The following is a 22,302-nucleotide window of genomic DNA, read 5'->3' as shown; positions in this document are numbered from 1 at the left end:
GATTCAATCGACTTCTTCTTAGACAGGACTTGGAAAAATATGTTGCCGACGTAAACCTCTTTGGATATGATAATCTAAAAGGATGGTGAATTTTCAATGAAGAGCGATATTGAAGATTTATTTGATAGGGATAAACAAAACGAGCCGAAAATGAAAGTAGAAAGGAAGGCTGGGGAACCGACCGCGGCATTCAAAGGGGCCTCCTGGGCAGCACTATTAATCGGAGTATCCGCTTATTTAATTGGACTATTTAACGCAGCAATGGAGCTGAATGAAAAAGGATATTATTTCGCGATATTAATATTTGGTCTTTATTCTTCTGTCTCTTTGCAAAAAGCAGTAAGAGATAAAGATGAAGGTATTCCAGTGACGAATATTTATTATGGCATTAGCTGGCTTGCACTACTTATAGCCATTTTATTGATGGGCATTGGCTTGTACAATGCAGGAAGTATCGTTTTAAGTGAAAAAGGGTTTTACGGAATGGCTTTTGTTCTAAGTATTTTTGCAGCTATCACCGTTCAGAAAAACATTCGAGATGCACAGAAAGCAAGAGAGAGCGATTGAGGTCTATTCCATCAATCCGCATAGCCATCCCCGTTCCAAATCCGGAACGGGGTTTTTCTTCTGTCGCTCTTATTCATACTAGCAACTAAATTTCTTTGCAAATTATTATGAACATTATTTCATATTTTTCTTTGCGGGTGAACCTTTTTTCAGTCTGAAATCATATTTGTCTTCATGTTTAAACTTCGGATCTGCGTAAATCGATTGTGTATCACTATTTGAAGCAGAAATAAACTCTGGGAAAGCAGTGTACTCTTCCTCTTTCCAAACCCAAAAGCCAGTTTTTCCTTTCTCCTTATGAAATACATTCTTCTTTAGTTTGTTTTTATGATTTGTAGAAAAATAGTTGGCGATAAATAAACGAGAAGGCCCTGCCGTCAAAATGTTTTTTTCAATTACATTATTTTTTGTATCGTGCTGCAATAATAATTGACCCCCATTTAACCCCTTTGTATCATTTCGGTAAATGACATTTTGAGAAATTGTGGAATTTATAGTGCCTCCACGCTTTTCATCATACCCGCCAATTGAAATTCCAGTATAAAAATTGTCATAAATGATATTGTTAATAATGATAACTTGCTCAGCATATTTACCGGCGTGTTCAGAAGCCGCTTCAATTCCGATATCACATTTATAAATAATATTCTCTTCTAAGGTTATATTTTTTCCACCATCTATGTAAATCCCCCCAGCGGAGTAATCCTCTCCATAAGCTGGATTACCGTATGAAGATATTTCGTAAACTGTATTATTTTTCACTACACCATTTCTTACAAAGTCAGCCTTTTCATCATTGGATATACCCTCATGGCCGATTAGATCAATCCCGATATTATCACTACGACGAACTAGATTACTTTCCACCTTGAAGCCGTCAATATTTCCATTAAGCACAAGAGCTTCACTTGAACCGAGTTTCAAATTTTCCACGGTATTATTAATTACTTTTATATCTTTCATTGGCCCTGTTCCATATATAGCGATTCCATGGGCATTTCCTTCTTCCGCATGGGTTTCTATTCTGCGCACATGGTTATTCTCTAATGTAATATGACTGCTAGAGCCAGTTACATAAATCCCTACTACCGTTTCATCTGCTACATCAGTTTTTATATCCTGTAACGTTAATCCATGAATCGTCACATAGTTTTTATCGTTTATCGTAACTAAGGAGGAGATGCCTGCTTGACCACCCTTTGCATTCGTTCCACTTAGAACAACTTCTTCTTTTTTGTAGGCTCTAAAAATAACTGGTTTTAATTTTATTCCACTATGTTGAACGATAAGTTTTTCATGGTATGTTCCTTTTCGGATATAAACAGTCGTTCCGGCTTCAGCTTCTAATGCTGCCTTTTCAAGTGTTCGAAACGGCTTTGACTTTGTCCCATCATTTTGATCATTTCCTTTTACGGAGACGTATAGTGCATTGTCCGTTTCGGGTGTACTGTCAGTTAAGACAAAAACCGCCATAATAGCAGCTACGACCAAGAGGACAATAATAATTTTCTTCATTTAATCCTCCCTCTTAGAATCAATCTGACGTATAAGTATATTCAAGCTAATGTATGATATAGAAGTCGCCGAGACCAGTAAAAAAGCGGAGGTGCCGTAAGAGTGTTCCTCAAACGGTCCTCCGCTTATCTATCTAGTGTCCTTTCATTAACCCCAAATCTCTTTTGACAATTCTACAATAAACTTCAACTTCTCCCACTGCTCTTCCTCTGTCAACTTATTTCCATGATGCGTTGAAGCGAATCCGCATTGTGGGCTTAAGCAAATTTGTTCAAGTGGTACAAATTTCGTCGCTTCTTCAATCCGCGATTTAACCAACTCTTTATCTTCAAGTTCCCCACTCTTAGATGTAATTACACCCAAAACGACCTTTGCCCCGCCATTGTTAATATATTGAAGTGGCTCAAAGCCGCCTGAGCGATAATCGTCATATTCCAAGAAGAATCCACCCACTTTTTCTTTTGCCAAAAATCTTTCAGCAATTATATCGTAACTGCCTTCAAAAGCCCAGTTGGATCGGTAATTTCCTCGGCATAAATGAGTTGTCACAAACAGGTCTTCAGGTTTCCCATCCAACACTCCATTGACCACACGAAGCGCTAAGTCAATTAAATATTCTCTTGAATATTTGCCGTCATTAAATGGAATATCCGGTGAAGAAAGGCCGGCAATATACACATCATCCAATTGTAAATAGCGGACGCCTGCCTCATAGAAAGCTTTTATTGCATCACGATATGTCTGGATAATATCTTTTGCATAGTCTTCAATATCCGGGTATATATTTTCATCTCTTATTCCGATATTAAACAATTGATTTGGACTTGGAATTGTTTGTTTGGCAACTGCACGTCCGTTAACAATTCCATTAAACTCTATGAAATCTTTAATATGCGGATGGTCAGGATTAAATGAAATTTTACCGATGTTACGAATATTATAGCGCTCCGTTTCTTCATCGCCGCTAAAAATATAGCCTTGTTCCGGTACATATCCTTCAATTCCGTTTAAATGCTCAAGGAAATCCGTATGCCAAAAACGACGCCTGAACTCTCCGTCCGTCACAAGTTCTAACCCAGCTTCAATCTGTTTATCAACGATTCTAGTTATTTCCGCTGTTTCTACGTTGCGAAGCTGCTCAGCTGTAATTTCTCTCTCTGCAAATAATCTTCTTGCTTCATGCAGGTTTTCCGGTCTTAATAAACTCCCTACGTGATCCGCCCTAAATGGTGCTGCTTTCGTAACTGTTTTTGTCATTGCTAAATTCCCCATTTCTTATTTTTTCTTAATAAGGAAAAAACCCTTCTCATATATAAGAAGAGTTCAGCAATAGTCGGCGTCCACTCTTCTTATCTCCAAGCTTTTCGCTACTGGAATTAGCACAGTTCTTTACAAGTCTGTTGCTGAGGCTTCATAGGGCCAGTCCCTTCACCTCTCTGGATAAGAAAGTCGCTTATTAAGTTATTCACCACTTTATATGTGAGTGGATTGAATGTCAAGTATATTTAGATATTTTTTAGTTTTATATATTTCTTATCGCCATCCGCTGATCCGGTCCGCTTTTTTTACAAATGCTGCGGACAAGGCATTCATTCGCGCCCGCAGCAGGTTTTTTCTTCCCTCGATCGTTCGTGTATAAATAAGTTCGCAATCCCCTATGCGCTTTTCACATTCTGCATGGAGAAATTGGGCATATTCTTTTTTCCTAGCAATTTCATAAGGAATGGCATGGACGTCTTTTCGTTTCAGCAAGCTGCCTGTACGGCGGATGATGAGATATCTAGGATTCTCAATCGGTGCAATGAACTCTTGCAAGGCGCCCATAAACACGTTCTTCTCATGTGTCGTCCCTTCCGTAAGCCAGCATGTATAGGCACCCATTCGGTCCTCGGTCACATGGATCATACCTTCCGTGTAAGGCGTGTGCACGGCTTTGGCATGATGGAGTGACAAGTAGATCGCCTTTCCGATTTCCGCCATGCTGGATTCGACAGAAGGATGCTTCATGTATAATCTCACAACCTTGAGAACAGATGGAAGACCGAATGCCATCCCTACAATCAACCCTAGCCATAACCCGCCCCCAACCGGAACGTCCCGAAAATTCATAAAAAATCGAACCGCATCAAACATCTCCCCTACAAGTGTGAAACCGGCTATGTAGGACAAGGCTTTCAATGAATGAGGCAAATAAAAAGGCCGGGGCAACGAACGTCTTTCAGTACTAAGTTCCTCCTCCATTTTCCGTCCCTTGTCAATGGCGCGCTGCCATCTTTCAAATAAACGATCTCGTTCCGATGCTCTCTCGTAAGTCCGTTCGTTCAGCATCTTGATTATTCGTGGCGTATAGGGTGATTCTTCAAGATTCAGCCTCGACAGCCCTGTCTCAATCAGGTCCTCTTTCTCACTCACCCCAACAAGTGATCGGAAACGGCGGGTCAGTAATGCATAATCATGCCCCGGGTCTGCCACGTCACGATCCACACATACGAGATGCCAGATGGATGAGGTCTTGCTGGGATTATTCCTATCCACCCGGATGGCTCTTCCACGCATCTGATTTGATTGCATGAACGAGCCGACATAGGAAGCGATGATCAGTGAGTTGATACACGGCGCATCCCATCCCTCCCCGAGCAAGGCCGCTGTTCCGATTAAGACTTGAAGGTCACCTGATGTAAACACCTCTGTCAGGACGGCAACCATCTTTTGCCGATTTCCGGCTGTCAAATCGGCACGGATATACGAAGCATCATGCGCTAACGCTTTCCACTCAATCTCAATTCCCTGGCGTTTTGAAACTTCCTGTGCAAGCCTTTGTTCGCTTTTCGGCAGAATGACAAGTGAACCTGTCAGAATTCCTGCTTTCACATGAAGGCCAGCCTCCCGCCGGATTTTCTCAAAGATGGGCACAACGCCAATGCGTCGAAGTGGCAATTCATCAACTGAACTAGCGGGCAAATCCTCAAGATGGATGTAATCGGTCAAGATGACCATTCGCAGTTTCTCTTGCAGTAGCTGTTTCTCCCATTTCACAATCTCACAAATGCCCGCTAGTTTGGAGATACTATGAGTAAGCTTTCGATTCATTTTTGCCGTGGAAAGCAGCTTGACGCTTCTTCGCTCGATTGCTCCTATTTGCGATAGCTGGAATTTAATCCGCTTCCGCAAATTGTCTGTATCCGTCACCCTTTCATCAGAAAACAAAATTCCCGTTAACAGTTCTTCAAGCCATTCGTATGTAAACGGTGGCAGTGTGTGCTCGGGCATTCCCAAAATAGACATTGCTTCTTTGCAGTGTTCACTGCCCACCTGCTTAAGGAAAATTAACATGCTTGAAAAATAGGCGGGCTGATCAAGTATTTCTTTTATGTATTCTCTGGAATCTTTCATCCACGGATGGTTTTCAAGCAGTTGCTGTAGATATCCATCGGCAAAAAGTTCCTGGACGAATTGATCCGCCTCTTCTCGAAAGTGAAGAATCATTTTCAGCTCTTCCCCTTCAGGAGACGAGAAGTGGACATAATCCTGGTGCGGACAGAGCTCTCTCTCCTTTACCAGTTCAGGGACACTTATCTCAAGATCGATTGGCCCGCATAGTTCCACATACCGCTCCCATTCCAGAGCGGACACGTCGAATGGCGGTGTAGCCGTCAAGGCCACTACATGGATATCTTGTAGAGAATTCCGGAGAGTCATCATCGACTTCCACCAAGCCGTGCGTAAATGATGCGCTTCATCCAAAATAAGTGTGCCGAAGCCGAACTCAGCAAGACTCCGTCGGATGCCGGCTTTATCCGATTTCACAGCTTCCTGATTTGATTCAAGTTCCTGATCATCTCCGGTTTCCTCTTCAATATCCTCGGAATTATCGGTTTCTTGATAGGCGCCATGCAGCGCCTGATAGGTCGTCACCGTAATGAAATTCGGTTGCGCAATATCCATCGATAGCCATTCAGGCTGCTTCCCTCCCAAGAATAATTCAGTGAAGCGTTCTTTCCATTGCTGTTTGATCGCAAGGGTGGGTGCAATAATTAAGGTCGGTTGATTGATTCTCAACATGATTTCCAATCCCAATACCGTTTTCCCCGAGCCGGGAGGGGCAACTAGGTGGAAGTGCCCGTTTGACAGATGGCTGTCTAATGCTTGAAGGGCACGAGCCTGATAAGACCGCCATTCATAACAGAATTGAATGTCCTTCGGGAATGAATTCATCAAATCACCTCTCCGTTCGCAAGTCGGTTAATGGCAGCTTCTACCCTTTACGCTTCGTACCCTTATAAAGTTTCAAATACCCCGTCTGTTGTTCCTCCACTGATTTCACAAAAAAGACACCCATCCAAAAATAATCGGATACGGTGCCTTCAAATACCTCAATAACTTACTCGCTTACTTTCCCTTCAATTGCCCAAACAGTTCTTCCACTGTCTCGAAATCCACATCATCGTATTTCGTTAACGTAACCAAGTCACTCGGAAGCTGTCCGACCCTTTCAATCTGATCCTCATGTAGTTGAGCGAAGAAACTTGGATTGCCGTCGAACTCCTCTTCGGTTAGAGAGACCTTCGCTAATTGATCGGTGACAATCACGTAATCCGAATTATAGAAGAAAATGAGCTTCCCCGGGTTTGCCAAATCCACCTCGCGCCTCGCTATCTCTTCTTCAATGTAATGTTTCAGTTCTTCGAATAATACCTCATCATCCTTCTCACTGAACCCTTCCGCATCTTCATGCAGTCCCTCCAAGTTATTCGGCAGTTCGCTCATGATCCGCACCTCTTCTTCGGCACCGAGCATCATGAGAAAACGTTCCGATTCCTTGAAACGTTGCGGCAACAGGAATTCGTCCCGAAGGAAGTGTGGGATTTCAAGACTTTTGTCTTTATAAACGATTGTGCGAACAGTTGCTAGGCCCGGCATTGTATCTGCCAGGTTCTCCGAATCGGCCGCTGCCTCAAAGTCTTCGGTGAGTCCTTTTTGTTGTTGAATGTTTGAGCGGATTAAGGCCTCCATACTTTGCAGCCTTGCTTCCAATTCGGATACTTCTGTTTCATCGCCTTTCTTTGGTTCGGGATCTTGATATGCCGGTACTTTCACATCCTTCGGGCAGTACTTACTAACATACCACCCGATGATCGTATAGATTGCCTCCCAGGAAAGAAGAGCCTCCGAATACCGAAATGTCCTCGTTTCATGCGCTGCGGAATTTCCGTTCATTCGAACCTGATGAAGCGCATCAAGAACTTCCTTTTTCAACAACCCCTTGCTCTCCAGCAGGTCGATTCTGTCTTTCAGTTTAAGATGGTCCTCGCCTGACAGTTGTTCCGCCACCATGACCCGCTGCAAAATCGCCTCGACAAATGTCCGCGAGTGCATCAGCATCGTCTGAGGGCTGGAATAAATGCCTTTCTCCAGCTCACTAGCTATTTCAGCCAGCTGTTCGGACACTGGCTCTAAAAATTGATAAAAATAGGATGGGTTATTTTTCATGACCGAAGATCTCCTCATGAGTGCGTGTATTTGACGGCGCAAAGCCCTTGCACTGTATTTTCCCCATTGAAAGACCCTATTAAACAATCGGTATCCAGCCCTGTGGAACGCTTCTTTTTACCCGTCAAATGCTATCAGCAAGTCACTTAACAAACAGCTCACTCATGTAAAGCTTTTCTCTCTTTCTAACGATAGGAATTAAAGAAATCTTAGTCTATTCTAATAAACTTGCTCAAAAATTCTGACGAAACCCGTCATCCTTCTCTGCATAATAAACAATCTTATCTTTATTTAAATACCACATAGATATCTCGTTATTTTTTCATTTATACATAAAAAATGCGCATAATCTTATTTAACATCTAGATTTATGTGCATTTTCAAGTTTCTTTTATCTTTAATTCTCTAAATTGTTGCTTTTAGTAAATGTTCAATTTCCTCAAAAAGTGGTTGGTTTAAATAACCCTTAAATGGATGGTTCTCGAAAATGTTTTATATTGTAAAATTATAACGTATAGAATAAAAAATATTTATAAAAAGGAGTAAGGCATGAAGGTAGCTCTCATAGTTTCATTCATTTTTGTAATTATTGTTTTAGCTGTCGGACTAATTTTGACCATATCCGCAGCTAATTCTATGAATAAAGGTTACAAGAGTGAAAACAGTTTTTCTTCTCTGCTATGGGCTTATCTTTTAACAATCCCATTTATTGTTATAGTGACTCTTATAGCCATATTTATCTTTCAGTAACAACAGAGGACGGTTCCTGAGACAAAAAGTACTTTTTGTCTCAGGAACCGTCTAAGATTTCTTAAAAATGGAGGAACTAAAAAGTTATTGGAGTTCTTTAGAACTTAGACATTTTCAAACTTTCCCCCATTATTTATTAGCGCGTAGACAAACCTAGAAATGCCTTCTTTTATTGTAGCTTCGTTCCCTCTGCCATAAGTAAATCGAACGTATCCATTTTTTGATCCCATTATTCTCCCAGGTACAAATGAAACACCTTTTTTCATGGATTCTTCAAGTAACTTATATTCATCAATTTCGTGATTTATTTTACACCATAAATGAATTCCGCCTTGTGGCACTAAATATGTAACCTCATCTTTAGATAAGCTGTCCAATGCCAAAATTAACGCATTCCTTCGTTCCCTCAGTTGAAACCTTAAATCTGAAACATGTTTGTGAAATTGGGGGGAATCTAGAAATTGATTCGCTATCCATTGCGGAAAAACACTATGGCCAAAGTCAATTTGCTGTTTGCCGTCTGACAAGCGTTTAATCACTTTTTCCGGACCAATAATCCAACCAATGCGCAGTCCTGATGCAACCACTTTTGATAACGAACTAATGTATAAAACATTATCATTATCGTCCATTGACTTTAACGTAGGTCCAATGCACCCGTCGAATGACGTCAAATTATAAGGATCATCCTCTATTATGGGGAAACCGTGCTTTGATGATAATTCCAATATTCTCTTTCGGCGTTCCAGCGACATTTTCGTGCCAGTAGGATTTTGATAATCAGGATTTAAGAAGAGCATACGAATTCGATGTTTTCTTTGTAAAGCCTCAATATCATCAGGATTTACACCATATTGATCAACTGGGAGTAAGAGCGTTTTAACACCAAATGATTGAAAGATCGGTAAAGAGAATGCATAGGATGGGTCTTCAATCGCTACTGTATCACCTGGTTTTAACAAGCATTGAACGATTAGGTGTATTGCTTGCTGAGCACCCGATGTAATCAATATGGAGTCTGGCTGAACTACCATACTTTTATACGTTTTCATATGTTTACAAATGGTCTCCCGTAATCCCGCATCGCCTAAAGGATGATCGTAACCTAAATGCTCATCAAACGCATGCTCTTTAAGAATCCTAGCGAATTGGACGTTAGGTAGTAAATCTGCTGCAAGTTCCCCGCTTGATAGGTTAATCATTCCTTTTTGCTCAGTTTCATTACGAAGTTTCTGTACCAACGGAAGATTCGGAAGAAATGAGCCATCCTCTACATATCTCCCCCAATTGGGAACCCTTTTATGAGTCAGCCCCCATATATCCGTATTTATATATGTGCCGCTCCCTATCTTTCTGACAATTAACCCGACTGCCTCTAGCTCATCATAAGCAGTCACCACCGTGCTCCTATTTATCTGTAACTTTTTTGCCAACTCACGTTCAGATGGTAATGGCTGGTCCTGAGATAAATCTCCCGATATAATTGCATTCTCTATTTGTTCTACAAGTTGCCTATACATAGGTTTTTTTATTGAACGGTCTAGCATAAATTGCATTATACTCCACCCTTTATTTGTAAGTTTTCATATAGCAAATCTTGTACTATGCTCATAATGATACAGTAAATGCCATTATATCATCTCCTGACATCAGTATCCTGAAGTAGTGTTAAAGATGACCTTGTCCACGAATCGGATGACAGTCACTCAAACAATTAAAACAAACGTGAATTTCCCCGATTGTTCAACCTTTCATGAAGATTAATCTCACTTTAGATCCTTGCTCCCAACTCGTAAACTTCTTCCATTTATGCGATAATAACAGAACGAATGTTTCATCGTTTAATGAAAGGAGGGGCTAGTGTGAGGCCAGTCATCCTAGCTGAAAAACCATCCCAAGCGAAAGCGTATGCAGACGCTTTTTCTGTGCGAAAGCATGAAGGTTTCCTAGAAATCAACCCATGCCCGATTTTTCCGGAAGGTGCGTACATCACATGGGGCGTCGGCCACTTGGTCGAGTTGAAAGAGCCGCATGCGTACAACCCTGCTTGGAAGCGTTGGTCGCTCGGGAGTCTGCCGATCCTGCCCGACCGATATGAGTTTCAAGTGGCGAAGGGAAAATTTAAGCAATTCCAGATTGTAAAGAAGCTCATTCGTGGGACGGATACGGTCATTAACGCTTGCGACGTGGATCGGGAAGGTTCGAATATCTTCTACAGCATTTATTATCAAACAGGCGCCCGCAACCAGACGATCAAACGGCTTTGGATCAACTCACTTGAAGTGGATGAAGTACGGAAAGGGTTTGCAAATTTACGGGACAACCGAAAGGATTTGCAGATGTATGAAGAGGCGAAATCGCGCCAGATCAGCGACTGGCTCGTCGGGATGAATGCTTCCCGGTTGTATACACTTCTATTGAAAGCGAAAGGGGTTCAGGAAGTATTTCCGATTGGACGTGTTCAGTCTCCCACGGTGTACTTGATCTATCAACGGCAGCGCGAGATTGAGACATTCGTATCGGAACCGTTTTTTGAAGTAGAAGCGATGTTCAAAGCCGAACAAGGTACGTATAAAGGCAAGGCGAAAGCGAAGGAACAGAAGCGGGAGATCATTCAGGAACTGCTTGCCAAGCATGGAATTCAGCAGAATTCACCAGGGATTATTACCTCTGTCACCCATACTGACAAGCGGACGCCGCCACCTCAGCTCCATTCTCTGTCAACTTTGCAGGCGACAGCGAACCGGCGTTGGAAGATGAGCCCGGCAAACGTATTGAAGACGATGCAAGGCTTATATGAGAAGAAGCTTGTCACCTATCCTCGGACGGATGCGCGTCATATTACGCCGAATGAATTTGCGTATTTGAAGGACCAAGTCGGCGATTACCAACAACTGATCGGTCATCCTTTCCCAGTTGCTTCCCTTGCTCCGAAAAAACGGTATGTCGACAGTTCAAAGGTGCAGGAACACTATGCCATCATTCCGACGAAGAAGATTCCGACACATGCTGTACTTGGCCGACTCTCCCCGATTGAGCGGAATTTATATGAAGAAGTCGTCCGTACGACACTTGCAATGTTCCATACCGATTATTTGTATACAGAGACAAAAGTGACGACGGATGTGAAAGGCCTGCCGTTTTTTACGACTGGCAAAACGGAAAAGGATCTGGGATGGAAGGCTTTATTCCAACGGTCCAAGGATGAAAAAGACGAGCCTGCTTTGCCGCCAATACGGATGCAAGAGACCGTAGAGTCCGATATCGACATTAAAGAGGGCAAGACGATGCCGCCAAAGCCATACACGGAAGGTCAGCTCATCGCGATGATGAAAACTTGCGGGAAATTGGTCGAGGACAAAGAAGAAACGGATATTTTAAAAGAGATCGAGGGGCTTGGAACTGAAGCGACTCGAAGTGGCATTATCGAGACGATTAAAAAACATGGGTATATCACTGTATCTAAAAATATCGTGTCGATTACAGAGAAAGGCCGTGTGCTTTGTCAGGCAATCGAAGGAAATCTGCTTGCCAGCCCGTCAATGACAGCGAAATGGGAAACGTATTTGCGAAAAATCGGTAATGGAGAAGGAAGCGGACAGCATTTCCTCGATAATATTTCGAAGTTCATCGCGAAGCTCTTGGATGATGTGCCGAAACAGTTGGAAGCAAAGCCGATCGATGCGACGAAGGTTCCTCCTCGGCAATCGAAATCACGGGGATCTTATCAAGCGACAGAAGTCGCCCCATGCCCTGCTTGTAAAACGGGCATGATTCTCGCTCGGAAAGGGTTCTACGGCTGCAGCAATTATAAAAATGGGTGTAAGCAAACTTTCCCAGGGATATTTCTGAAGAAGAAGCTGACACCTTCACAAGTTAAACTTCTTTGCACAAAAGGTAAAACGAATACGATAAAAGGATTCACCGCCAACAACGGCAATAAGTTTGATGCCAGTCTTGCACTGGAAAACGGGAAACTGAATTTGGTGTTTCAAAAATAAAAGTAGTAGTATGCGGCTGATTGGCTGATGTGAAGACGGTATTAAACCGACTCATGTCAGCCAATTTCTGTTTGGAACCGCTTTTTGTCCGCCCTCCCCCAACCCACTCACCTATGGTATTTTTAGGAATCAATATTTTCATTAAATTTCACATATAATTGTTGACTCTTTTGCTCCTTCACTTTATATTTGTAATGAGATTGAGAATCGTTATCAATCTAAACATACTAGTTGGGAGAGAAAATCACTTGAAGAAAAGTTTAATGCTCCTGCTCGCCTCTTTGCTACTCATTCTTGCGGCATGTGGGAATGGTACGAAGCAAAGCAGCGATGCAACAGATAGCGAGAAGCAAAAGAAAAACGAAAAAACTGAAGTCAATTTATACACGAGCAGACATTACGACGTCGATAACGAACTATACAAAAAGTTTGAGGACGAGACCGGCATTAAAGTGAACGTCATAAAAGGTGAAGCTGATGAGTTGATTGAACGGATTAAACGTGAAGGATCAGCAACGAAAGCCGATGTTTTCTTGACGGCAGATGTAGGTAGACTATACCGTGCAAAAGAGCAAGGCTTACTTCAAGCAGTGTCAAGTGACATTTTGTCGAAACAAGTACCAGAAAAGTTCCGTGATTCTGATGATATGTGGGTAGGTTTAACGAAACGGGCGCGTATCTTCGTATATAATAAGGATAAAGTGAAACCAGAAGAGTTATCAACTTATGAAGCACTAACAGATGATAAATGGAAAGGACGAGTTCTCGTCCGTTCATCCGAAAGTGTCTATAACCAATCTCTATTAGCTTCTTTCATCGATGTTGATGGTGAAGAAAAAGCGAAAGAATGGGCACAAGGCATTGTCAACAATATGGCACGCAGTCCGGAAGGCGGGGACCGTGACCAAGCGAAGGCAATTGCTGCAGGCATTGGCGATATTGCAATTATGAACACATATTACTTTGGGCAAATGCTAAACTCCCAAGATCCTGAAGAAGTAAAAGTGGCAGAGCAACTTGGAATTTTCTTCCCGAACCAAGAAACGACTGGAACACACGTCAATATTAGCGGAGCTGGAGTCGTGAAAGGTTCAAAAAACGCGGACAATGCATTAAAACTTCTTGAATTCTTAACTGGCGATGAAGCACAATATACATTTGCGGAAGCAAACTACGAATATCCGGTAAACCAAGATGTCGAGCCAGCGGATCTTCTCAAATCTTGGGGTGAATTTAAGGAACAGGAACTCCCACTCACAGTTCTTGGAGAAAATAATGCAAAAGCTATTATGATTTTTAACGAAGTAGGTTGGAAGTAATTGTTTGCCCCCTGTCGCTTTTGCGGTAGGGGGTTATTGCGGAAAAGATAAAGGATGGGTTTGATCATGAAAAGGCGAATTGCAAACGTGAATGGTTGGACAATCGGAGCGGTACTCATTATTATTTTACTGTTTGTGCCGAATTTATCGATTGTTACAGGCATTTTTACACCTACAAGTGAGAACTGGGGGCATATTCGTGAATTCATGCTTCTAAACTATATTAAGTCTTCGCTCACACTTGTATTCTTCACGGCCATATTCACCATTGCAATTGGGCTTAGCCTTGCTTGGCTTATTGCACAATATGATTTTCCACTTCGTAATTTCATGAAATGGTCACTCATCTTGCCTTTATCGATACCGCCATTCATTGGCGCGTATACGTATCATGGTATCCTTAATTATACGGGCGTCATTCAGAAGACGCTTCGAAATCATTTTGATGTAGCAGTGAATCAAGCCTATTTCGATATTATGAATGTCCCTGGCGCTATTTTCATTTACACGATATTCTTATATCCATATGTTTATATGATTACGAGAATTTTCTTGTCCAATCAAGCTGCATCTCTCGTTGAAAGTGCACGGATACTGGGGAAAGGACCTGTAGCAATCTTCCTGAAAGTTATTATTCCTATCTCCCGTATATCAGTGATAGGCGGGGTAAGCCTAGTCATATTAGAAGTATTAAATGACTATGGTGTTGTTAAGTATTTCGGTATTCAAACATTCAGCACTGCAATTTTTCAAACGTGGTTCGGCCTAGGAGATTTGGATTCATCCATAAAACTAGCAGCTTGCCTGATGGGTATCGTCATTTTCATTCTTGTAATTGAGTGGGTTCTCCGTGGTGGAAAGAAATACGGTTTTGCATCGACCAAACTTAGACCACTGCCGCTTGTGAAATTGACCGGAAAAAAGGCAGCTATGGCAACATCTTATACATTGCTTATTTTTACAATTTCATTCCTTATTCCAGTTCTTCAGTTGTTGGACTGGGTTGTGCTCACATTCGGCAAAGTTCCTATGGAGGAAGTGTTGACATACACGAAGAATTCAATCATTGTTGCAGGGACAGCCGCATTGCTGATCATCTTATTCTCCCTCATCATTGGGAACTTCAGCCGTATTACGAAGCACAAGTATGCAAAAGTTTTACCGAAGTTAACGGTTCTTGGCTATTCCATACCAGGTGCGGTCATTGCGGTGGCCGTAGTCACAACTTTCATTGCGATTGATCGGTACCTAGAACCTGTATATATGTTTTTAGGTTTGGATTCTGAGCTCGTCTTAAGCGTTAGCCTAGTTATGCTAATTAGTGCATACATCATAAGGTTCTTCGCAATCGGATACAATTCCATTGAATCGGGTTACACGAAAATCGGTACAGACTTTCGTGATGCCTCGCGTATGCTAGGCGTGAGCGGTATGCGTACATTTTTTAAAATTGATATACCGATGATGAAAGGCGCAATTTTAAGCGGATTTATCCTCACCTTTGTCGATATTTTAAAAGAAATTCCATTGACGCTCATTTTGCGGCCGTTCAACTATGATACGCTCGCAACAAAGGCGTTCCAGTATGCAAGTGATGAAAAAATCATGGAAGCTTCACAAGCTTCCTTACTCATAGTCGGTGTCAGTGCCATTGCAATATTCGTTTTTAACAAGTTGCTTAGAGAGGGGTCGGAATAATATGTTTATCGATATTCAAAACATGTGTTTCACCTATTCGAATTCGTCTTCAAATGCAGTCGAAGCTTTCACGCTTTCAGTAAACAAGGGAGAAATAATCTCTATACTTGGTCGAAGCGGAAGTGGTAAAAGTACGATTCTTCGACTGATCGCCGGTCTTGAGATGCCGAAAGGTGGTTCATTTACGTTAGGCGATAAAACAATGTTTGACAAGCACACATTCGTCCAACCTGAATCACGCGGTATTGGTATGGTGTTTCAGGATTATGCGCTTTTCCCGCATATGAGTGTTCAAGATAACGTATTATTCGGACTCCCCAAAATGAGTCGGAATGATAAGTTGAAACGTGTGAATGAAGTATTGGAACTCGTCGAATTGGAAGGTTATGAAAAGCGCTATCCGCATCAGCTAAGCGGTGGTCAACAACAACGTGTGGCACTTGCACGTGCGATTGCACCTCAACCTGAGCTCATTCTTTTGGATGAACCTTTTAGTAATCTAGACACCGAACTTCTTGTTAAAATACGAGAAGATCTTCGCCGGATATTAAAGAAAGCTAACACTACTGCAATATTCGTTACACATAATCAAAACGATGCCCACACGCTTGCGGATCGGATCGTAAAGATCAAAGATGGCGTCATCGAACAAGTCGGACGGCCATGCGACTTGCTGGGCAGCTTAACAGATGCACAAGGCATCGAGTTATTGCCTAATAAAGAACTGGTAAATGTATGAATTTGAGGCTTCGGGATTCTGTACGAAGTGAATACAAAAACGTCACTCCCTAGCATAGGAAGTGACGTTTTTCATTGATTACATACGCTTCGGCCAAAAACTCCATTTGCCCAGCAGTACTAATAGCGCTGGAATTAGCAACGGTCTGACGATGAATGTGTCGATTAAAATGCCGAGCGCCATGATGAAGCCGAATAGCTTCAATTCATAAATCGGCATTGTCGCAAGTACGAGGAAAGTCGCCGCTAAAATCAATCCTGCGGAACTTATGACACCTCCAGTACGCTCCACCCCTTTACGTACCGCATCGTCAAAAGGCATTACTTTCATCTCTTCCCGAATTCGGGCGATGAGCATGATGGAATAATCGACACCCAGTGCTACGAGGAAGACGAATGCGTAGAGCGGGATCCGATAGCTAAGGCCATCAAGGTTCAGGAACACTTCGAATAGGAAATACGCCAAGCCAATGGTAGCCGTAAACGACAACAAGATGCTTCCGATCATATAAATCGGTGCGATAATCGATCTTGTCTGGAAGCCTAACATGATGGTAATTAAAGCAGTCATTAAGGCCATGACGATCCATGTATCTCGGTCATTGATGTCTCTCAAATCTGTATTGACCGCCGTTTCGCCTGAAATATACATTGTTGTATCCGTTAGGTTAGCTTCCTTTAAAATCATTTCGCTATCTTCCCGAAGATTCAAGACAGCATCGAATGCTTCTTCATCGTACGGATTGCCTTCAAACGTAACAGAGAATTTTGCTGCAGTTCCATCCTCATTCAAAGGATTACCCTGCGTCGTTATTTGGGCAATGGCAGGATCTTCTTCTATCTTCTCAATTACCGCCTTCATTTCTTCCATGCCTAATTGATTATTAGAGACAAGTAGCAACGTACCTGGTGCCAAGCTTCCTTCCGAAAAGTCAGCTCCTAACCGCTCGTATCCTACTCTGGATGAAAGATCTTCCGGAAAAGAAGCGATCAAATCGTATGACTCTCTCATATTCGTCATATTCCAAGTACCTAAAGCTAATAGCAATAAAATTGGGATCAAGAATTGCCATGGCTTATTCGTTACAACGGCTGCCACCTTGCCCCAAATCGTTTTCTTTTCAACTGTTGCTTCCCCATACTTCGGAATGACCGGCCAAAAAGCTTTCCTGCCGATCACAGCAAATAATGCAGGCAATAGCGTCAACCCTGCAATAAGCATTGCCCCTGCAGCAAGCGCAAATACTGGCGCAAAGTTACGGTACGGCTCATACATAGCGAAAAACAACGTTGCAACACCCAACAAGATTGTACTTCCGCTAAAGAAAATCGGTTCTTTTACATGCTGCATCGTTTCCTTCATCGCCACATTTGCATCCTCATGCACTTTTAACTCTTCACGATAGCGAGAGAAGATCAGCAACGAATAGTCCGTAACAACTGCAAATAAAAGAATCGTCATAATCGACAGCGCCTGGCTATCGACACCAAACCATCCTTGCGCAGTCGTGAAACCGACCACTCGATCGACGACTGCGTAAACAATCCCTGCACCGACCAGAGGGATTAACGTCAATAATGGCGAGCGGTAAATGATTAATAATAAGAACAATATAAGCCCAACAGTGGACAGCAATAGGACGATATCCGCTTGGCTGAACAGTTCAACTGCATCTGATGCAATTCCAGCCGGTCCCGTCCATGACAATTCGGTTCCATCTGCGAACTGATCGCCGACAGATTCCTTAATGGATTGAACTAATTTGTTCATGTCCTTTCCTTCAAGGTTTTGCGGCAATGATAGCGGAATGAAAAATGTCTTTTCATTCTCAGATAGGAATGAAGCGCGTTGCTCAGGCTGTAATTTGGATAAAGGAACGACATCGACCTCTTCAAATGCTTTATCCTCTTTCAAAGATTCAATAGCTTGCGCAAAGTTCACGACTTCTTCGTCAGTTAGACCGTTATCCTTATGGAACACTGCAAATAGCGGGATTCCTCCATCATTCGGAAAGTACTTTTCAAGCTGGTGGGCAGCCACTACGGAAGGCGCGTCAGACGGCAGGCCGGCATCTTTATTGGCAACGACGTTTTCTTTGCTCCCCGGTGCAATTGCGGATAGCAGAACTGCAAGCAGAAGCCAAATTCCAATTGAGACCCACCAAATTCGCCTTCCTTTTAATTTTCCTTCACTCATTAGCGTCTTCCTTCTCTCTCGATAAGAAATGTCACTAAAACAAATAGCACAAAGCTGATAAGCAGAACGCTTCCACCGACAATATAGAAGATAAGCGAGAATGTTTCATTTACACCAAACGGGTTCATAAATTGTAGCCACATTCCTGCTGTCAAACCGATAGATCCGATAATTGCAGTCCAACCATGGGCGGCAACCATCTTTTTCGCACGAACCTTATAGATTTTGTAGAAGACACCCCAAGCGAAGACAGATAACCAACCGACGACGAGGATGTGCGCATGGATTGGACGGAAGGCGTACGATCCAGCCCCTGCCATATGGGATCCTAAAAATGCCCCGATTACTCCAAAGATTGCTGAAATCCTAATTAACCGTATACTCCATTTTTCTTGCATGTCATTTCCTCCTGTTTCGTTCATGTTATACCCTTATCTTAAAGAGCCAACATGAACGGAACATGAACAGAATATTACAATTTAGGTAGTGTGACCGTAAATGCCGTTCCTACCTCTTCTTCACTATCGATTTCTACTCGGCCCTCGTGGAGTTTCACGACTTGATGGACAATGGAGAGTCCGAGCCCTGTTCCCTCGACTTCCTGCGTCCTTGAATGGTCGACTCTGTAAAAACGATCAAACAGCCTGCTCAAATGTTGAGCTGCGATTCCTGCCCCGTTGTCCTGAATAGTGACCTTCACTTTATCCGTTCCATCTGTCAGGCGAATGTCGATTTCTCCACCTGCATCCGTATATTTCAATGCATTGGAAAGCAGGTTCTCCCATACCTTTTCTAGAAAAGCAGGATCCCCTATTATTTCGGATTCATCCAGCTCCATGACAAGTGACATCTGCTTTTCCTCCAAGAGCCATCTTTGCTTGCGAATGACTTCTTTTAATTGCTCATCCAAACGGAATTTACTTGGTTTCAAAGGAGACTCCAATTGGTCGAGCGACGTTAATAGCAATAATTGCTTCGTCAATGAAGAGAGACGCTCTGTCTCGGAATGAATAACTTTCGCATAGCTTTGCCGCTCCTGTTCGGGCAGTTCGCTGTCCATAAGCAAATTGGCATATCCTTTTATATTGAGTAAAGGCGACTGGAAATCATGTGAAACGTCGCTGATGAATTCCTTACGCATCCGATCATTTTCACTGAGCTTCTCGGTCATCCGCTGAAAACTTTGTGCCAGCTGGCCGATTTCATCCCTCCGATGGATATCAAGTGTACCGGTGAATTTCTCGTCGCCGACCTTTTTGGCAGCTGCAGTCAACTTCGTAATCGGCTCAATCAATTTCTTCGCTACAATCAACATAGACAATAGACTGACAATTGCCATGACGACGACCATGCCACCTAATAGAAAATGGACTTCCGTGAACAGCATTTTAATATTCGGTCTCATGAAGAGTGCATACGCTTCCCCATTATATGTAAATGGTACGCCTACCGTGTTTGCAAGTTGGTCGGAGAAAAAGCCGGTCATAAAAGTCTCTGTCTCTAAGTCCCTCATACCGTGGTATAGTTGTCCATCCAGTACCTGTTCCACTGAAGCGGTCCTTAAATTCTCAACTCGGAATGGCGTACCATACATGCTTGCCTTCCGGTTTTCATTCACGATGAATAACTTATAGCCGGTGGCAGCCTGTGTTCTAAAGTAGCTTGCCAAATCGGAAGGCTTCTCTTTCTCGATGTAGTCAGCAATCGCAAGGGCAATATCCATGTTCTTTGCGTCGTTTTGCCCTTTCAATTGCTGATGATAATATGTATTCACGATGAGAAAAGCAATGATAGTGCTCGTCAGCATTATACCTGTTGTGAAGGAAAGGAATTTTCCATAGAGGGACCTCATGTTTCGGACACCTCAAGCTTATAGCCTACTCCGCGTACTGTTGTTATACGAATGTCATCAGGCAACCCTTCCAGCTTATCGCGCAGCCGTTTGATATGGACGTTCAGTGTCTGCTCATCCCCTTCATAATCGAAGCCCCATACGCGCTCAATAAGGAAGTCACGTTCAAAAACTTGATTCAGCTTAGAGGCAAGTACAGATAACAGCTCAAACTCCTTCAATGGAAGCAACAGCACTTTTTTTCCAATTGACACTTCATAGCTTTGCCTGTTGATCTTAAGCGGCCCTGCTTGGATAATCATATCGACTGCTTTGTCATATCTCCGTAAAATGGCATTAATCCTGAACAAAAGCTCCCTAGGCTCAAATGGTTTAACGACATAATCATCGGATCCCGCCAAAAAGCCCCTTTCTTTATCCTCCAGTTCGCCTTTCGCTGTCAGCAATAAAACGGGAATATCCGCTTCCGACCGCAGCCTCTTCGTCAACTCAAATCCATTCATCCCGGGCATCATTACATCAACAACCGCCAAGTCTGGAAGTTGTTCCTCTAGCTTCGCAAGTGCCTGTGCCCCATTAGCAGCTTTGATCACTTCATACCCTGCTTGGGATAAATGGATATTTACCAATTGCAAAATATTTGGGTCGTCGTCCACGACAAGTATTTTCATATTTATCTTCCTTTTCCTTTTAAATATTTCCGGATTTCTGCATTGAGCAGCCCTGAAACCATCAATATAATAGCCGTCAAATAAAACCACAAAACGAGCAGGATGATTCCGGACAGCTGTCCATAAAGCCTTGTATAATCGACATTTGCCACATAGCTTCCGAAAAATAGGGAAAAAAGCTGCCAGCCGATTGCAGAGAAAATCGCTCCCGGCAATACTTCCTTCACTTTCATTCTACCTGTCGGAACAACTTTGTAAAACAATAGGAAAAACAGGAACAAGAACAACGTCCCAAGACCCCATTTCACCATCGGCCAAACAGTTTTCCAGCCACGCCATTGCTCCAACGTATCATAATAGGTCACGACTTCATGCAAAGCTCTCTCTACTAACGGCAAAAACAGTGACAAGGAAAGGATTAGCATAAATAATAACGTGACACCCAAATCCCGGATCAACACTTTCCAAAAAGCATATCGCCTGACATAGCCATATGCCTGGTCCAAGGAGCGTGCCAATGATTGCACAGCAACTGATGACAGCCAAAATGCAGCTGCCAAACTTGTATATAACACGTTCCCTTGCACTTTAAAAATAATCGCCTGTACATTCTGTTCAATGATCACATAAGCCTCACTCGGCGCAAACGGACGAAGAAACGCCAAAAACATCTCTTCATCTACAGGCAAATAACTAAGCAAGGAGAACAGGAATATGAGAAAAGGAAACATCGATAACAGCAAATAATACGCCGTCTGCGCCGCCTGATCAAAAAATCGCTCCTTGAAAAACCTCTTCGCCACATTGCTTACAATCACCTTCTCTCACCTCCTCCCTTCAATATACCCTATTCTTCCAAAAGAAATTGAATGCTTGAAAATTAATTGGTAGAGGATGGTTGGTTTGGACTTTGGGAGGCTTGTATTGAGAGTTGTGGGGCTTGGTATTAATTGCGAGAGGCACTTCTTTGAACGCGCGGAAGCTTGCTTTGGACGAGGATGGCATCTCTCTGGACGCGTGGAAGCTTCCTTTGGACGAGGATGGCATCTCTTTGGACGCGCGGAAGCTTACTTTGGACGAGGATGGCATCTCTTTGGACGCGTGGAAGCTTCCTTTGGACGAGGATGGCATCTCTTTGCACGCGTGGAAGCTTCCTTTGGACGAGGATGGATCTCTTTGGACGTGCGGAAGCTTGCTTTGGACGAGGATGGCATCTCTCTGGACGCGTGGAAGCTTGCTTTGGACGAGGATGGCATCTCTCTGGACGCGTGGAAGCTTGCTTTGGACGAGGATGGCATCTCTTTGGACGCGCGGAAGCTTGCTTTGGACGAGGATGGCATCTCTTTGGACGCGCGGAAGCTTGCTAAGCATGTTTGATTGGAATGCAATAATTGTAAACACAAAAAAACCACCCCCACAGGGATGGTCTTTGCCCGGCGACGTCCTACTCTCACAGGGGGAAGCCCCCTACTACCATCGGCGCTGAAGAGCTTAACTTCCGTGT

The 22,302-nt window shown here is 43.0% G+C and carries 16 protein-coding genes, 1 rRNA gene and 1 riboswitch; of the genes, 6 read left to right on the top strand and 11 right to left on the bottom strand.

Translation table 11 applies throughout. The annotated features are described in order from the left end of the window. The first annotated feature begins 96 nt into the window (after positions 1 to 96). Complete coding sequence (gene yiaA / locus ACTHPA_RS17910) at positions 97 to 567, top strand: inner membrane protein YiaA (RefSeq protein WP_440502247.1); 471 nt, start codon at positions 97 to 99, stop codon at positions 565 to 567. A 114-nt stretch (positions 568 to 681) separates the two neighbouring features. Here the strand turns inward: yiaA and ACTHPA_RS17905 are convergent, their stop codons facing one another. From ACTHPA_RS17905 to pdxR, 5 genes are all read right to left on the bottom strand, one after another. Further along, complete coding sequence (locus tag ACTHPA_RS17905) at positions 682 to 2,082, bottom strand: DUF1565 domain-containing protein (RefSeq protein WP_440502246.1); 1,401 nt, start codon at positions 2,080 to 2,082, stop codon at positions 682 to 684. 147 nt (positions 2,083 to 2,229) lie between these two features. Further along, the gene (locus tag ACTHPA_RS17900; RefSeq protein ID WP_440502244.1) at positions 2,230 to 3,339 is read right to left on the bottom strand and encodes a 5-methyltetrahydropteroyltriglutamate--homocysteine S-methyltransferase; all 1,110 of its coding nucleotides are present in this window, start codon (positions 3,337 to 3,339) and stop codon (positions 2,230 to 2,232) included. A gap of 89 nt (positions 3,340 to 3,428) precedes the next feature. Then, positions 3,429 to 3,529, bottom strand: a riboswitch (SAM riboswitch). Positions 3,530 to 3,615: 86 nt separating this feature from the next. Next, the gene (locus ACTHPA_RS17895; RefSeq protein WP_440502242.1) at positions 3,616 to 6,297 is read right to left on the bottom strand and encodes a DEAD/DEAH box helicase family protein; all 2,682 of its coding nucleotides are present in this window, start codon (positions 6,295 to 6,297) and stop codon (positions 3,616 to 3,618) included. Between the two features lie 174 nt (positions 6,298 to 6,471). Further along, complete coding sequence (locus ACTHPA_RS17890; RefSeq protein WP_440502240.1) at positions 6,472 to 7,572, bottom strand: DUF4145 domain-containing protein; 1,101 nt, start codon at positions 7,570 to 7,572, stop codon at positions 6,472 to 6,474. A gap of 854 nt (positions 7,573 to 8,426) precedes the next feature. Continuing rightward, the gene (pdxR, locus tag ACTHPA_RS17885) at positions 8,427 to 9,878 is read right to left on the bottom strand and encodes a MocR-like pyridoxine biosynthesis transcription factor PdxR (protein ID WP_440502238.1); all 1,452 of its coding nucleotides are present in this window, start codon (positions 9,876 to 9,878) and stop codon (positions 8,427 to 8,429) included. Positions 9,879 to 10,184: 306 nt separating this feature from the next. Between pdxR and ACTHPA_RS17880 the strand changes: the two genes are divergently transcribed. The 4 genes from ACTHPA_RS17880 (at position 10,185) to ACTHPA_RS17865 (ending at position 16,079) form a co-directional block, all read left to right on the top strand. Continuing rightward, positions 10,185 to 12,323 (top strand): DNA topoisomerase 3, encoded by a 2,139-nt coding sequence (locus tag ACTHPA_RS17880; protein ID WP_440502236.1) that lies wholly within the window; start codon positions 10,185 to 10,187, stop codon positions 12,321 to 12,323. 248 nt (positions 12,324 to 12,571) lie between these two features. Further along, the gene (locus ACTHPA_RS17875) at positions 12,572 to 13,642 is read left to right on the top strand and encodes a Fe(3+) ABC transporter substrate-binding protein (RefSeq protein WP_440502234.1); all 1,071 of its coding nucleotides are present in this window, start codon (positions 12,572 to 12,574) and stop codon (positions 13,640 to 13,642) included. Between the two features lie 66 nt (positions 13,643 to 13,708). Next, entirely contained in the window at positions 13,709 to 15,340 is a 1,632-nt protein-coding gene (locus tag ACTHPA_RS17870) for an ABC transporter permease (RefSeq protein WP_440502232.1), read from the top strand. Between the two features lies 1 nt (position 15,341). Continuing rightward, a complete protein-coding gene (locus tag ACTHPA_RS17865) occupies positions 15,342 to 16,079 on the top strand; it encodes an ABC transporter ATP-binding protein (RefSeq protein ID WP_440502231.1) in 738 nt (245 codons plus the stop codon). A gap of 78 nt (positions 16,080 to 16,157) precedes the next feature. Here ACTHPA_RS17865 and ACTHPA_RS17860 read toward each other — a convergent pair whose 3' ends face one another. From ACTHPA_RS17860 to ACTHPA_RS17840, 5 genes are all read right to left on the bottom strand, one after another. After that, entirely contained in the window at positions 16,158 to 18,275 is a 2,118-nt protein-coding gene (locus ACTHPA_RS17860; RefSeq protein WP_440502229.1) for an MMPL family transporter, read from the bottom strand. Next, entirely contained in the window at positions 18,275 to 18,673 is a 399-nt protein-coding gene (locus tag ACTHPA_RS17855; protein ID WP_060203917.1) for a hypothetical protein, read from the bottom strand. The genes ACTHPA_RS17860 and ACTHPA_RS17855 overlap by 1 nt, the downstream gene beginning before the upstream one ends. 74 nt (positions 18,674 to 18,747) lie before the next feature. Continuing rightward, entirely contained in the window at positions 18,748 to 20,127 is a 1,380-nt protein-coding gene (locus tag ACTHPA_RS17850) for a sensor histidine kinase (protein ID WP_440502227.1), read from the bottom strand. Then, positions 20,124 to 20,798: a response regulator gene (locus ACTHPA_RS17845; RefSeq protein ID WP_440502225.1), complete on the bottom strand. Its 675-nt coding sequence runs from the start codon at positions 20,796 to 20,798 to the stop codon at positions 20,124 to 20,126. Before ACTHPA_RS17845 ends, ACTHPA_RS17850 begins: the two co-directional genes overlap by 4 nt. Positions 20,799 to 20,800: 2 nt before the next feature. Beyond that, the gene (locus ACTHPA_RS17840) at positions 20,801 to 21,616 is read right to left on the bottom strand and encodes a YihY/virulence factor BrkB family protein (protein ID WP_440502223.1); all 816 of its coding nucleotides are present in this window, start codon (positions 21,614 to 21,616) and stop codon (positions 20,801 to 20,803) included. Positions 21,617 to 21,722: 106 nt separating this feature from the next. Here ACTHPA_RS17840 and ACTHPA_RS17835 point away from each other — a divergent pair, with 106 nt between their 5' ends. Then, positions 21,723 to 22,175 carry a hypothetical protein gene (locus tag ACTHPA_RS17835; protein ID WP_440502221.1) on the top strand — a complete coding sequence of 151 codons (453 nt, stop codon included), beginning with the start codon at positions 21,723 to 21,725 and terminating at the stop codon, positions 22,173 to 22,175. Between the two features lie 54 nt (positions 22,176 to 22,229). On the opposite strand, the gene rrf is transcribed toward ACTHPA_RS17835, so the two are convergent. After that, positions 22,230 to 22,302: ribosomal RNA gene (gene rrf / locus ACTHPA_RS17830) — 5S ribosomal RNA — on the bottom strand; the annotation flags it as partial.

This window comes from Sporosarcina sp. SAFN-015, from assembly GCF_051966875.1.
Taxonomy (GTDB): Bacteria; Bacillota; Bacilli; order Bacillales_A; family Planococcaceae; genus Sporosarcina.
Note: the sequence above shows the minus strand (reverse complement) of the source record. Positions and strands in the feature narration are given on the sequence as shown.